This window comes from Haladaptatus marinus (assembly GCF_051194195.1).
Genome location: NZ_JBLZNK010000002.1, coordinates 303,738 through 316,515 on the forward strand (window position 1 = coordinate 303,738; position 12,778 = coordinate 316,515).

The window sequence follows — 12,778 nt, forward strand, 5'->3', positions numbered from 1 at the left end:
TCGCGGCAGGGAGCGAAGTCGGGGACGCCGAGATGGGGAAAGAACGAACCACTCCGAGGACGAATGGGGCATATGACAGAGAAACCACTCTCCGAACGGAACGCGCTGATAACGGGTGCGAGTTCGGGCATCGGACGGGCGACCGCACACGCCCTCGCGCGCGACGGGGCGAAGGTCGCGCTCTCGGCACGGCGCGAAGGGAAGTTGCACGACATCGCGGAAACGCTCGAATCGAGGTACGGCACCGAAACGCTCGTCCACCCGACGGACGTGCGCGATGAGGACGCCGTCGCGTCGATGGTCGAGGAGACGGTATCGGCATTCGGCGGGCTCGATATCCTCGTGAACAACGCCGGACTCGCTCGCGGCAAACGGGTCGATGACCTCTCGACCGAGGAGTTCCGGACGATGCAGGAGACGAACGTCGATGGCGTCTTCTTCGCGACGAGAACCGCGCTGTCGCATCTCCGCGAATCGTCGGGAAACTTGATTTTCGTCGGCAGTTTCGCGGGGCAGTATCCGCGCCCGTTCAATCCCGTCTACGCCGCGACGAAGTGGTGGGTTCGTGGATTCGCCCACAGCCTCGAAGGACAAGTCGGTGAAGATGACGTGGCGGTTACGGTGGTCAACCCGTCAGAAGTTCGTACCGAGTTCGGGTCAGTGTACGGCGAATCGTTCGAAGAACGATTCGCTGAAGGCGAGGTGACAGAACCGGAGGAAGTCGCGGAGGCCATCGCCTTTGCGGCGACGATGGAGAACTCGACCATCAGCGAACTCGACGTGTACCGCCGCGACAAGTTTTCGGGATTCTGATTACCGGAGCGCGTCGGCGATCTTCTCGATTGGATGGGCCGGTTCCTCACCCTGCCAGTCTCCGAGCTGTGTTCGACAGGACGCGCCGGGCGCGACGACTTCGGTTCCGTCGCTCTCGACGATTTGGTCGAACAATATCGAGCCGATTGCTCGGCTCATCGAGTAGTGTTCGGCTTCGTAGCCGAAACTCCCTGCCATGCCACAACACCCTGAATCGAGGGCGTCCACCTCGTAGCCCGCCTCGCGCAGGACGTGAACCGCGTGGCCGTCCTTCTTCGTCGCTTTCTGGTGACAGTGGCCATGGTAGGTCAGCGAGCCAGCTCCGCCGAACGGAAGGTCGAAGTCGAAGCTATCGAGATATTCGCAAATCCCGTAGGCGTTCGCGGCGAGTCGTTCGGCCTCGGTTCGGAGGCCACCTGCTTCCGGATCGGCGGAGCGCGGTTCGGTGTACTGCCCGCTGGACGAACCGGATTCGTCGATTGCGGGGAGCAAATCGAGATAATCCGACTGGAACATCACGGCGTCGGAGGGTTCGACGACGACGACATCCCAGCCATCTCGGACGTAGGAAGCGAGCGCCGAGACGTTCGTCTCGGCCTGCTCGTGCGCGGTGTCGAGGAACCCCTTCGAATGGGCCGGTCGTCCGCTCGCCGCCACGTCGTCCGGAATCCGGACGTGAACGCCAGCCGCTTCAAGTACTCTGACTGCGGCCTTTCCGGCCGCAGGATGGTTGTAGTTGGTGTAGGTGTCCGGAAAGAGCAGAACGCGCCGAGTCGCGTCCTGCTTCGACACGCGCGCGCCGCGAGCCTCGAACCAGTCTTCGAGGCTTTCGGCGTGGAACGTCGGCAGACTTCGCTCGCTGGCGATACCGACCGTCTTCTCGGTGACGAGGCGCGAACCGGGGAGTTTCGTCGCCCAGTTTGAGAGCGGGGCGAGTTTGCTCCCGAGTGCGGAGAGGCGGTCGATGTTCGCGAAGAGTCGGTCGCGGAGGCTCGTACCGTGTCGCTTGTGGTGTTCGTGTTCGACTTCGGCTTTGAGTTTCGCCATATCGACGCCCGATGGGCAGTCCCGAGCACAGCCCTTACAGCCGATACAGAGGTCCATCACTTCGTGCATGAACTCCACGTCGAACGCCTCGTCCTCGGGGAGTGACCCGCTCATCGCCTGCCGGAGCATGTTCGCCCGGCCTCGGGTACTCGTGATTTCCTCGTCCGCCGCGCGGTAGGTCGGACACATCACGCCGCCGGTCGTCTCCTGCCCGCCGCGACAGCCACCACAGCCGTGACAGAGTTCGGCCATCCCCTGAAAGCCGTTCTCGTTGTCCCAGTCGAGCACGGGGTCGAACCCGGACTCGAACTCGTATCCGGGGTCGAAACGGAGATTTTCCGTCATATCTACGTCCCCGCAGACCTGCCCCGGGTTGAGGAGCCAATCGGGGTCGAAAGCGGATTTGAGGTCGCGGAATACACCCCAGACGTGGTCGCCGTACAGCTTTCGGTTCCATTGCGTTCTGGCACGGCCGTCGCCGTGTTCCCCGGAGACGCTGCCGCCGTATTCGACCACAAGGTCGGTGACGGCGTCCGCGATGGCTTCCATCTGGTTTACGCCCGCCGGACTCTTCGTGTTGACGAGCGGCCGGATGTGCAGACAACCCGGCCCGGCATGCGCGTAAAAGCTGGCGAAGGTGTCGTTTTCCTCCAGTACGTGCTGAAAATCCCCGACGTACTCGGGCAGGTTCTCGGGGGGAACCGCGGCGTCCTCGATGAACGAGATGTGTTTCGCGTCGGAAGTGCGCGAGAGCAGGATGGGAAGCCCGGATTTCCGGAGTTTCCAGAACCGAGCGCGGTCGGCCTCGTCGTGGGCCTCCATCGCGGAGAGCGCGGATTTACCCTCGCGGTCGTCCCGGAGCTTCGCGACCTTCTCCCGGCCGTCTTCGTGGTCCTCGGCGTAGAACTCCACGAGCAGCACCGAATCGGTTCCCTCGGGCAACATCTCCACCACGTCGTGGAACTCCTCGGCTTCACGGGCGAGCGAGATGAGCACGTCGTCCAGCACCTCGACGGCGGACGGTTCGTGGTCGAGAATCGGTGCCACGTCCGCCATCGCGTCGATGAGGCTGTCGTAGGTCAGAAGTGCCATCGACTTCGTTTCCGGAATCGGTTCGAGGCTGACGGTCGCTTCCGTGATAATCGCCAGCGTTCCTTCGCTTCCGGCGAGCAGTCTGGCGGCGTTGATGGTTTCCGATTCGCTCGCGGTTTCACCACTCGCATTCGAGGCGCTCCGCGTCTCGCTCTCCTCCACCAACCTGTCCAGATTGTAGCCCGAAACGTTGCGCTTTAACTGCGGGAACACGTCCCGAATCGCGTCGGATTCATCCTCGATGATTCGGAGGATTTCGGTGTAGATTCTGGTTTCGAGGTCCATTTCGCTCGTTGATTCGGAGTCGTGAAACGACTCCGAATCCGCCTTCTCCCGAAGTTCGTCCATCGATATTTCGCCGAATCGCGTCACGGTTCCATCCGCGAGGACGACCTCACACTCTTCGACGTAGGCGTCCGTCTTGCCGTATTTCAGCGAATGAGAGCCAGTCGAATTGTTTCCGATTGCCCCGCCGAGGGCGCTTTTATCACCCCACGCGGGGTCGGGTGCGAACTTCAAATCGTGGTCTGCAAGCGTTCGATTCAGTTCGCCGAGGACGATTCCGGGTTGTGCGCGAGCGGTTCGGTTCTCGGAATCGAAATCGAGGAGCCCGTCCATATGTCGGCTGAAATCCAGCACGACGGCCTCGTTGACCGACTGACCGGCGAGGCTCGTTCCGCCACCACGCGGGAGAACCGGAATCTCGCGGTCCGCGCAGTAGGTCATCACCGCGGCGACGTCCTCGGTCGAGGCCGGAAAGACGACGCCGATCGGCGTCACTTCGTAGGCGCTTGCGTCCGTCGCGTACAACTGCCGGGAGTACTCGTCGAATCGAACCGCTCCCTCCACCCGACTTCGGAGGTCCGCGACGAGTCCGGGACGTGTCACACTGTCGTCGTGGTAATCGTAGTTCGCCCGGTCGTCGCGGGACGGGTCATCCGCCTCGCCCGCGTCGCGTGTTGCCATGCCAGAGCGTAGGGCGAGGGGGGCGAAAAATGATGTGGGGATTCAGGCCCGACGCACGGTCGGCGAGAGCGAGCGCACGACTGCGAACAGGGTATTCCGTTTCAGGAGGGCGAACCCGGCGAAGATGGCGCCGAATCCGACGACGGTGGTCGTCGCGACGAGTTCGCCGAGCAGCGCCCAACTGAGGAGCGTCGCAACCACGGGTTCGAGATAGCCGACGAGGTTGAGTTCCGTCGGACCGATTTCGTCCAGCAGGTGGAAATAGAGTAGGAAGGCCACGACCCCCGAAATAAGGGTCAGGTACACCAGCGAGGCGATGGCCGGAAGCGACCAGTTGATTGCGGCGGGAGATTCACCGCGTGCGGAGCTGAGGAGGTGGAGAAGACCGGAGCCCAGAATCATCGCCCAGCCTTGTAGCGCGGGGAGCGAAATTTCGGTTTTGAGTGGCTGGGTAAGCACCGACCCGAGGGCGAAACACACCGCACCGAGGAAGACGAGGGCGATTCCGACGACGCCCACGGAAAGGAAGTTTTCCGGGTTCGGGTCGGCAACGATGGCGACGCCAGCGACACCGAATGCGAAGCCGAGAACGCCGAGTGCCGTGATGTGTTCGTCTGCGAGCATCGCACTCGCGAAGACGGCAGTCAAGACGGGCGAGAGGCTGATGATAACCGCCGCGAGCGCGCCTCGGACGTATTGCTGGCCGAGATAGAGAAAGCCGTGATGGCCCGCGATGATGAACACGCCGATGGCCAAAATGGCCAGCACGTCGGCTCTGCTCTCCGGTTTCCAGCTATCGGTCGTGAACATTGCATAGCCGAGAATCGCCAGTCCGGCCACGTCGTAGCGAAGCGCCGCAAACAGGATGGGCGGAAAGTGGTGGAGACCGACATCGATGGAGAGGAACGATGCCCCCCAGAATCCGGCTAGTAATACGAACATCACCTCAGTTCGTGGTAGTTGTCTACCAAGTTTAGTCGCAATCATGTATTTCTATCCAATCCTATTCTCCACGGGTTGTTAAATGTTTCTACAACATTATCGTTCGATACTGAATCACAAACAATATTTGAACTACAGGTAGAATCAAAATTCTCTAACTGACGGTATACTGGAATATTTGGCGAGTCAGTGTGACTCGCTCTCTCGGAAAAATCCAGCTGTTAAGTATTGGTACCAATAATTCAGACCAATGGACGAGCGCGACGTTACACTGCTGAAGGCGATTTCGGATTTGGAAACCGGAAGCCCCGAAAAACTCCACGAGGAAACCGGCATCCCGGTTTCGACCATCCACTATCGATTAAACAACCTCCGGGATGCGGGGGTCATCGAGAACGACCTCTACGACATCGATTTGGAGGAGTTCGGTCTCGGCGTCACCGTCGTCGTGGAAGTGTTCGCCGATTACACCGGGTCGTACGCCGATTTCGGTGAGAAAATCCTCGAAATCGAAGGCGTCACGCAGGCGTATTTTACGATGGGGGAGACGGACTTCATCGTCATCGCACACCTGAGTGGGCGCGAGATGGTCGAACGACTCATTAGCGATTTCGAGAGCATCGAGGAAGTAGACCGGACGAACTCGACGTTCGTCATCTCCACGCTCCGGGACTCCCATCGCGTCCTCCAAAGCTACAGTCTCGATACGCTGGTCGAGGAGCTCGCCGAGGAGTAGGGAGTTCCCAGGGGAGGCGAACGAGCGGAACGAAAACCGGAAAGCCACCCTCGTTGTACCACCAGCCATGATTCGAAACATCGCGGCGGGCGTCCAGTCGTTCACCAGCAACGCGTTCCTCGTGACTGGCGAACGATGTGTGCTGGTCGATACTGGTTCGAACTTCGATGCGGTGGATAAAATCGAGGAACTAGCGGACGGCCTCGACGCGGTTGTTCTGACACATACCCACCCCGACCACGTCGGCAACCTCGAAACCGTGAAAGACGCGTTCGGGGTGGACGCATACGGTTTCGACACCGACCAACCCGGCGTAGACCTTGCAATCGCGGACAAGGAACCCGTGACGCTCGGCGACAACGACTACCTCGCGCTTCACACCCCGGGGCACAAAAACGACCATCTCTGTTATTACTCCGAATCTGCCCACGTCCTGTTCGCTGGTGACCTCATCTTCCAGAACGGGAGTTTCGGCCGAACCGACCTCGAAGAGGGAGACCGAGATACCCTTATCGAGAGCATCGACCGCGTGGCTGCCACGACGGACGAGAAACTACAAGAGATGCACACCGGCCACGGGCCAAGCGTGACGACGAATCCGCATCACGACATCGAACTCGCGTCGAAAGCTGCCCGGATGTACTGAATCGATTGAAATCCGACCTGCGGGGTTACCGAAGTGCTTCGTATGCACTTTCGTACACTGCTGCGATTTTTTCCGGGTCGGCGCGCTCCGCTTCCGTTAACGGTTCGAGCGTGTGCGTTTCGCGAGGGTCGAGCAGGTTCACCACGTCTTCCACCCGCTTTTCCAGTGAGCCATCGCGGGCGCTGCTGTCCGCGACTTCGCAGGCCTTCGCGTAGCGCGCGCCGTCGTACACCCGGAATCGCCGTGGTTCGACCACGGCGACAGTGTCGAACTCGACGCCCTGTATCGGTCGTGCGATGTCGCTGTAGGATTCCACGACGGCACGGTGCGCGTCGTTGATTCGTTCCGCCAGTGCACGAAAGTGGGGCAGATAGCGCCGTTCGGTCTGGTCGTTCAGTTCCGACACCGATTCGATGGTAACCGCATCCGACAGAGGGAGATTTTCGCGGACGGTCTCCGGAAGGTCAGTCGTTCCGTTCACGACGAAACTCTCGCCGACGCGGTCAACGAGGAACTCGCGATGGGTTTGACCCAACAGGCCTTTTCCTTTCCCCGGTGCAGGCCACCAGAGACGGTGGACGGAATTGACTTCCTCGGGCGAATGGTCGCCCGCGCTCGCGTCCGCGAGTCCGGCCGCGTCCTTGCCGTACAGTCGTCCCTCCGATATGGCGGCCATGGCATCGTCGTGGTCGAACCAGAAGTCGTTGCCAGCGCGTGGTTTGAACCCGACGGCGTCGAGATGCGAGAGCAGTCCGACGGTGAACGTCGTCTTGCCCGCGTCCACTCGGTCGCTTCCTGCGACGAGTATCGTCATGTCTTCAGACCGTAGTAGCCGGGTTCCTCCTCGCTCGGCGGTTCCGCGACGACGAGTTCGTCCGCGTTGCGCATAATCCACGGAATCGCCCAATCGAGGAGGATATCCTCGGTCTCGACATCGATTTCCGCGTCGGAGTCGAGTCCCTGCAACAGGCGGGCGATTTCGTACACGCTGTACATCGAGTCAGTGTCGAGCAGTTCGTCCGGTTCGTAAAAATCACAGGGGTATAGCTGCTCGAAGTCGTCTTTCGGTCTCGGCATACTAGCGGATACGCACGTCTCGGCGTAAAACTTCACGAATCGGTGTGGGAGAATATTTCCGCCATTTCTTTCTAAGTATAACGGGGTATAATCATAACCGAGTTTTTGTAATGGAGCGATAAAGATAGAAAATGACATGCGCAGGGAACAGGGGAGTGAAGCGAAAGAGGCGCTCGTGTCGGCATTTGCCGAGTTCGGCGGCGAAAACCTCCGAGACATTTGGCTGTTCGGCCAGTCCGACTACGAGATGCTCTATCTCCGAGACGATGTCTCGGACAAACTCGAAGAGATCAACGTCTCGAAATTCGTCGATAACGAACGGTTCGGGTTCGTCACTCGGGACACCTACGATCAGTTGTATTATGCGTCCTACCAGTACACGGTTCGGGGATTCGACGATTTCGAGCAGTTCCGGATGTTCTTCGCGGACGACGAGCGAAACGTCGGAATGTTCACGAGCCTCGACTTGCAACCGGGCGGCCACGATTACGAATCGCTCTTTCGGCACGTGACCGACATCGCGTCCGGGTACGACGTACCGACGGTGGAACCGGGCGAAGTAGGACTGGAATAGCGATTCGGTACAGCGGGCGCTTGTCGTCTTTCTCGGCGAAAAATATCGGTTGATTCGGCCCTTATTCGAACCGCGATACGACGTTCTCGTAGTTGTCAGCGACCTCGTCCCAGTCGACAACCTGGAAGAAGTTGTCGATGAAGTCGCCGCGGTCTGGACCGTAGTCGTAGTAGTAGGAGTGTTCCCACACGTCCACTGCGAGAATCGGGTGGCTACCCCAGAGTGCGCCCTGGTCGTGCTTGCCAACTTTGATGTTGCGAAGCTGTTTTGCGACCGGGTCGTACACGAGAAGCGCCCAGCCACCTGCGGCGCTCGCGGCGGCCTTGAACTCGCCCTTCCAGCCCTCGTAGGAGCCGAAGTCCTCGGCGATGCGGTCTGCGAGGTCGCCCTCGGGTTCGCCGCCGCCGTTCTCGTCCATGTTCTCCCAGAAGAGGGTGTGGAGGTAGTGTCCACAGCCGTTGTGGGTGACGTTGCCTAGTGCACCCGCCGTGCTGGAGTAGTCGCCGGATTCACGGTTCTCCGCGAGGGTTTCCTCCGCACTGTTGAGGCCGTTTACGTAGCCCTGATGGTGCGTATCGTGGTGCCATTCGAGCACCTGCTCGGAGATGTGGGGTTCCAGCGCGTCGTAGTCGTACGGAAGTGGTGGCAGTTCCGCGTTCGATTGTTCTGGCATAAATGTATACCTCCGTGGAATACATCTCACCACTTGCTGTTAAACCTTGAGGAGAAGTTCGCTAGCACATATCACGATGTTCCGGCAAAAAAGGCCTCTTTGCGGTGGTTTGAGCGATTTACATGCGTTGTGCGGCATCGAATCGCTCCGCCACATCGTCCCAGTTCACGACATCCCAGAAGTTGTCCACGTAGTCACCGCGCTTGTTCTCGTACTGGAGATAGTAGGCGTGTTCCCACACGTCCAGCACGAGCAGCGGCGTAGTTCCCTGTGGTGATTGGTTCTGGTGGTTTTCAGCCATGCTCACGATTGGGATGTCCGCGACGTGGTCGTAGAGCAACATTCCCCAGCCGGAGCCTTCGACACCCTTGGATGCCGCCGAAAACTGGCTTTTGAACTGGTCGAAGCCGCCGAAATGCTCGTCCATCGCGTCGGCGAGTTCGCCGTCGGGTTCGCCGCCACCGTCCGGCGACATGTTCTCCCAGAAAACGGAATGGTTGACGTGGCCAGAGAGGTTGAATGCGAGGTTCCGCTCGACACCCTTTACGTCTCCCCACTCGTCGTTATCTCGCATGCTCTCCAGCGTGTCGAGTGCCGAGTTTGCACCATCGACATACCCTTGGTGGTGGATGTCATGGTGCAGCTCCATGATTCGCGCGTCGATTGCCGGTTCCAATGCGTCGTAGTCGTACGGTAAGTCCGGTAGTTCGTAGGTTGCCATTGCTAACCCCCGTCAACTCTGGTCAACGGTGGTGGTGTTAAGTGTTGAGGCGAACGTCAGAGGGGTTCCGAGACACACCTATCGAACACGTTTCTTGCTGAGTTTTCACCGACCACGGGCTGTCCTGGTGGATGGAGGGCGAGGGGGGATGAGCGACTGAAAGGAGCGAGAACCGACCGAGGGCTCCGTTTGAACCAGAAACTCTCGGTCATCGTTACACTCGTCTCTGACAATCTCGCAGTGTCGCTAGCTGATGCTGGTTCAAACGGAGCCCTCAGTTGGTCGTAGGTTCGTGGTTCGCTGACGCTCACCACTTACGCTTCCTCCTTCGCCCTCCATCCACCAGGACAGCAAGTTCCCTGCGAGAATTCCGAAACGAAACTGTTAGCCAATATTCTCGAATTCCCGACTATCCCTTCGCGTTTTCGAACATCGCAATCGCATCTTCGCGGCGTTCGGAGTGGTCAACGATGGGTGCGGGATAGTCCGGAGCGAGGCTTTTGCGTTCGTCCTCGTCCAGTTCGTTCCACTTGTGAATCTTCTTCGGGGGAACGTCTTCCAGTTCCGGAACGAATCGTTTGATGTACTCGGCGTCGGAATCGAACCGCTCGCCCTGCGTCATCGGGTTGAAAATTCTGAAGTAGGGTTGGGCGTCGGTGCCGGTCGAAGCGGCCCACTGCCACCCGCCGTTGTCGTTCGCGGTGTCGTGATCGACGAGTTTCTGGCGATACCAGTCGTATCCCTCGCGCCAATCCACCAGCAGGTCTTTCGTCAGGAAGGACGCGACTATCATCCGAACGCGGTTGTGAACCCATGCTTCCTCGCGCAGTTGGCGCATTCCAGCGTCCACGATGGGGTAGCCCGTTTCGCCGTCTTTCCACGCCTGGACGCCCTCGGGGTCGTCGTACCACGCGATTTCGTACTGGTAGTCCTTGTAGTTTTCCACGACGACGTCGGGTTGATTGTCGAGGACGTGTGCGTAGAAATCGCGCCACGCGAGTTGGCGCTGGAACCCATCGACCGAATCGGCATCGTCCGCGCTCTCGGCATCGTTTTTCGCCCGCTCCGTCGTTTTCCACACTTCACGAATCCCGATGGTGCCGAACTTGAGATGCGGGGAGAGAAGTGAAGTGCACTCACGGGCGGGATAATCGCGCTCGTCGTCGTAGGAATATACATCACCCTCGCAGAACGCGGATAGCAAATCACGGGCAGCGTCGGTGCCCGCTTGCGGAATCTCGGCTTCCGGTTCATCGAAGCCGAGGTCGGAGAGGGTCGGCAGGTTGTCGGGATCCACCGCTGCGACGTCCGCTGTATCGACCACGTCCCCTGGCGCGTCGAACGAATCGTCCTTCCCCCGGTCGCGCCACTTCTTCCAGAAATAGGTGAAAACGGAGTAGTAGTCGCCCTCATTCGTGGTTATGCTACCGGGTGTATGAAGCAGGGAATCGTGGAAACTCTGATGCACGATTCCCTCCTCGTCCAGCGCGTCCCGAACCTCGGTATCGCGGCGCTTTGCCAATCCAGAGTAATCCCGGTTCCAGACGACTCGTTCGACATCGAGTTCTCGGGCGATTCGTGGGAGTTCCTCGCGTGGGTCGCCGTGGACGACCACCAAGTCGCCGCCTTGTTCGCGGTAGGACTCGCGGAGCGATTCGAGCGCCGAAAGCATAAACGAGACGCGCGGCGGGGCCGCGTGGGAGAGCACGTCTCGGTCGAAAACGAACACAGGAACGACGGGGTCGTCCGAGGCGAGCGCTCGGTTATCTTCGACCCGAAGGTCGCGGCGGTGCCAATGAAGGTTCATGCCTGGAAAACGACGAGCAGCCTCTTAAGAGCCAAACCCACTTTGTGGGGTTCCTCAAACAACGATTCCCGACACAGTTTTCAGTGATGTTTTATGATGGTACCCCTCGTTACAAACCACCATGGTAAATCTTACCGCGTCGGTTGCAGACACGGTCAGCAAGCACCCGGACAAACCGGCCATCGTCACTGCAGACCAAACGCTATCGTACGAGGATCTGTGGGCGCAAATTAGCAGGTTTGCCGGTGGATTAGCAGAGCGAGGTGTCGGGAAGGACGACCGAGTCGCGATCTATCTCCCGAACGTGCCACAGTTCGTCGTCACGTTCCACGGGACGCTCATGGCTGGTGGCGTCGTCGTCCCGATGAACCCACAGTATCGAGCGCGCGAAATCAGCCACCTGCTCGCCGACAGCGGCGCGAAAGTAGTCGTGACGCTTCCCGACCTCGTTCCGTTCGTGGACGAAGTTCGCGAGGATACCGATGTCGAACACGTCGTCACGCTTGGCAAGGGTGACGGGATTTTCTTCGGTGACTTCCTCGCCCGGGGGGACGGCGAAATCGCCGACAGGGATGACGACGACCTCGCAGTCCAACCGTACACCAGCGGGACGACCGGGACGCCGAAAGGTGTGGAACTCACGCACGAAAACCTCACCACGAACGCCGAGGCCGCGGCGGAACTCGTTCCGGGTGGCATCACGCCAAACGACTCCCAGTTGGGCGTCCTCCCGCTGTTCCATATCTACGGAATGACGGTCTGTATGAACGCGACCCTGTTCCGCGGCGGGTCGTTCTATCCGCTCCCGACGTGGGATGCACAGCAAGCACTTTCGTTGGTTCAGGATGCCGAACTGACGCTGATGCATGGCGTGCCCGCGATGTACAACGACGTGATCAACCAACCCAATGCGGCGGATTTCGACCTCTCCTCGGTGCGACTCGCTGGCGTCGGCGGCGGGGGCATTCCCATCGAAGTCCTCCGACGGTTCGAAGAGCTATACGACGCGAAAATCTACGAGGGCTACGGTCTGACCGAGACGAGTCCGGTGACGCACTTCAACACACCCGAGAAGGGGCGACGTGTCGGCAGTATCGGCACGACGATTCAGGGTGTCAGTGCCCGCGTCGTGGACGACGATTTCGAAGAACTGCCACCGGTCGAGGAAGGCCCGCTGGCCGAAGATGACGCGGAACTGGACGACGTGACCGGGGAAATCGTCATCGCAGGGCCGAACGTCATGCGTGGCTACGCCGGGCTTTCGGATGCCACGGCGGACGCGTTCAGTGAGGCCGACGGAGACCGGTGGTTCCACACGGGAGACATCGGCTACTGGGACGAAGACGGCTTTTTCTACGTGGTCGACCGCAAGAAACACATGATAAACACCGCGGGCTACAACGTCTATCCGCGCGAAGTCGAGGAACTCCTCTTCGAACACGAAGCGGTCGCCGACGCGGCAGTGGTCGGCATCCCGGACGAACGCCGGAACGAGACGGTGAAAGCCTTCGTCGTACCAGTTCCGGATACCGACGTTACACCCGAGGAGATTCAGGAGTTCTGTCTGGACAAACTCGCGGCGTACAAACATCCGCGTGAGATCGCGCTCGTGGAGGAACTGCCACGAACCACGACCGGAAAGGTACAGAAGTTCGAGTTGGTAGAGCAGGCGTAATCGGAGAGT

General features: G+C 59.8%; 12 protein-coding genes. 5 read left to right on the top strand and 7 right to left on the bottom strand.

Annotated features, from left to right (window positions below):
- Positions 1-72: 72 nt before the first annotated feature.
- Positions 73-813 carry an SDR family oxidoreductase gene (locus tag ACN2TU_RS03575; RefSeq protein ID WP_435153030.1) on the top strand — a complete coding sequence of 247 codons (741 nt, stop codon included), beginning with the start codon at positions 73-75 and terminating at the stop codon, positions 811-813.
- Here the strand turns inward: ACN2TU_RS03575 and ACN2TU_RS03580 are convergent, their stop codons facing one another.
- Together ACN2TU_RS03580 and ACN2TU_RS03585 are read right to left on the bottom strand one after the other, a co-directional pair.
- Positions 814-3,918 (bottom strand): FAD-binding and (Fe-S)-binding domain-containing protein, encoded by a 3,105-nt coding sequence (locus tag ACN2TU_RS03580; RefSeq protein ID WP_435153032.1) that lies wholly within the window; start codon positions 3,916-3,918, stop codon positions 814-816.
- Between the two features lie 42 nt (positions 3,919-3,960).
- Positions 3,961-4,860: a DMT family transporter gene (locus ACN2TU_RS03585; protein ID WP_435153034.1), complete on the bottom strand. Its 900-nt coding sequence runs from the start codon at positions 4,858-4,860 to the stop codon at positions 3,961-3,963.
- Between the two features lie 250 nt (positions 4,861-5,110).
- On the opposite strand from ACN2TU_RS03585, the gene ACN2TU_RS03590 reads away from it, so the two are divergent.
- Complete coding sequence (locus ACN2TU_RS03590) at positions 5,111-5,596, top strand: Lrp/AsnC family transcriptional regulator (protein ID WP_435153036.1); 486 nt, start codon at positions 5,111-5,113, stop codon at positions 5,594-5,596.
- Between the two features lie 67 nt (positions 5,597-5,663).
- A complete protein-coding gene (locus tag ACN2TU_RS03595; RefSeq protein ID WP_435153038.1) occupies positions 5,664-6,242 on the top strand; it encodes an MBL fold metallo-hydrolase in 579 nt (192 codons plus the stop codon).
- A gap of 25 nt (positions 6,243-6,267) precedes the next feature.
- On the opposite strand, the gene ACN2TU_RS03600 is transcribed toward ACN2TU_RS03595, so the two are convergent.
- Complete coding sequence (locus ACN2TU_RS03600) at positions 6,268-7,056, bottom strand: ATPase (RefSeq protein WP_435153040.1); 789 nt, start codon at positions 7,054-7,056, stop codon at positions 6,268-6,270.
- Entirely contained in the window at positions 7,053-7,319 is a 267-nt protein-coding gene (locus ACN2TU_RS03605; RefSeq protein WP_435153042.1) for a DUF5827 family protein, read from the bottom strand. The genes ACN2TU_RS03600 and ACN2TU_RS03605 overlap by 4 nt, the downstream gene beginning before the upstream one ends.
- 136 nt (positions 7,320-7,455) lie before the next feature.
- Here ACN2TU_RS03605 and ACN2TU_RS03610 point away from each other — a divergent pair, with 136 nt between their 5' ends.
- The gene (locus ACN2TU_RS03610; RefSeq protein WP_435153043.1) at positions 7,456-7,893 is read left to right on the top strand and encodes a DUF7522 family protein; all 438 of its coding nucleotides are present in this window, start codon (positions 7,456-7,458) and stop codon (positions 7,891-7,893) included.
- A 61-nt stretch (positions 7,894-7,954) separates the two neighbouring features.
- Here the strand turns inward: ACN2TU_RS03610 and sod are convergent, their stop codons facing one another.
- The 3 genes from sod to ACN2TU_RS03625 all read right to left on the bottom strand — a co-directional run bounded on the left by sod (position 7,955) and on the right by ACN2TU_RS03625 (position 11,094).
- On the bottom strand, positions 7,955-8,566 hold the full coding sequence (gene sod / locus ACN2TU_RS03615) for a superoxide dismutase (protein WP_435153045.1): 612 nt from the start codon (positions 8,564-8,566) through the stop codon (positions 7,955-7,957).
- A 118-nt stretch (positions 8,567-8,684) separates the two neighbouring features.
- Positions 8,685-9,287 (bottom strand): superoxide dismutase, encoded by a 603-nt coding sequence (locus tag ACN2TU_RS03620; RefSeq protein WP_435153047.1) that lies wholly within the window; start codon positions 9,285-9,287, stop codon positions 8,685-8,687.
- Between the two features lie 409 nt (positions 9,288-9,696).
- Positions 9,697-11,094: a cryptochrome/photolyase family protein gene (locus ACN2TU_RS03625; protein WP_435153049.1), complete on the bottom strand. Its 1,398-nt coding sequence runs from the start codon at positions 11,092-11,094 to the stop codon at positions 9,697-9,699.
- Positions 11,095-11,215: 121 nt separating this feature from the next.
- Between ACN2TU_RS03625 and ACN2TU_RS03630 the strand changes: the two genes are divergently transcribed.
- Positions 11,216-12,769: a long-chain-fatty-acid--CoA ligase gene (locus ACN2TU_RS03630; protein ID WP_435153051.1), complete on the top strand. Its 1,554-nt coding sequence runs from the start codon at positions 11,216-11,218 to the stop codon at positions 12,767-12,769.
- Positions 12,770-12,778 lie beyond the last annotated feature (9 nt).

What these genes read in the sequence shown, in the direction of transcription:
- ACN2TU_RS03585 (WP_435153034.1), bottom strand. Translation starts at nt 4,860, where the DNA reads ATGTTCGTATTACTAGCCGGATTCTGGGGGGCATCGTTCCTCTCCATC.
- ACN2TU_RS03610 (WP_435153043.1), top strand. Translation starts at nt 7,456, where the DNA reads ATGCGCAGGGAACAGGGGAGTGAAGCGAAAGAGGCGCTCGTGTCGGCA.
- ACN2TU_RS03620 (WP_435153047.1), bottom strand. Translation starts at nt 9,287, where the DNA reads ATGGCAACCTACGAACTACCGGACTTACCGTACGACTACGACGCATTG.
- ACN2TU_RS03595 (WP_435153038.1), top strand. Translation starts at nt 5,664, where the DNA reads ATGATTCGAAACATCGCGGCGGGCGTCCAGTCGTTCACCAGCAACGCG.
- ACN2TU_RS03580 (WP_435153032.1), bottom strand. Translation starts at nt 3,918, where the DNA reads ATGGCAACACGCGACGCGGGCGAGGCGGATGACCCGTCCCGCGACGAC.
- ACN2TU_RS03625 (WP_435153049.1), bottom strand. Translation starts at nt 11,094, where the DNA reads ATGAACCTTCATTGGCACCGCCGCGACCTTCGGGTCGAAGATAACCGA.
- sod (WP_435153045.1), bottom strand. Translation starts at nt 8,566, where the DNA reads ATGCCAGAACAATCGAACGCGGAACTGCCACCACTTCCGTACGACTAC.
- ACN2TU_RS03600 (WP_435153040.1), bottom strand. Translation starts at nt 7,056, where the DNA reads ATGACGATACTCGTCGCAGGAAGCGACCGAGTGGACGCGGGCAAGACG.
- ACN2TU_RS03575 (WP_435153030.1), top strand. Translation starts at nt 73, where the DNA reads ATGACAGAGAAACCACTCTCCGAACGGAACGCGCTGATAACGGGTGCG.
- ACN2TU_RS03590 (WP_435153036.1), top strand. Translation starts at nt 5,111, where the DNA reads ATGGACGAGCGCGACGTTACACTGCTGAAGGCGATTTCGGATTTGGAA.
- ACN2TU_RS03605 (WP_435153042.1), bottom strand. Translation starts at nt 7,319, where the DNA reads ATGCCGAGACCGAAAGACGACTTCGAGCAGCTATACCCCTGTGATTTT.
- ACN2TU_RS03630 (WP_435153051.1), top strand. Translation starts at nt 11,216, where the DNA reads ATGGTAAATCTTACCGCGTCGGTTGCAGACACGGTCAGCAAGCACCCG.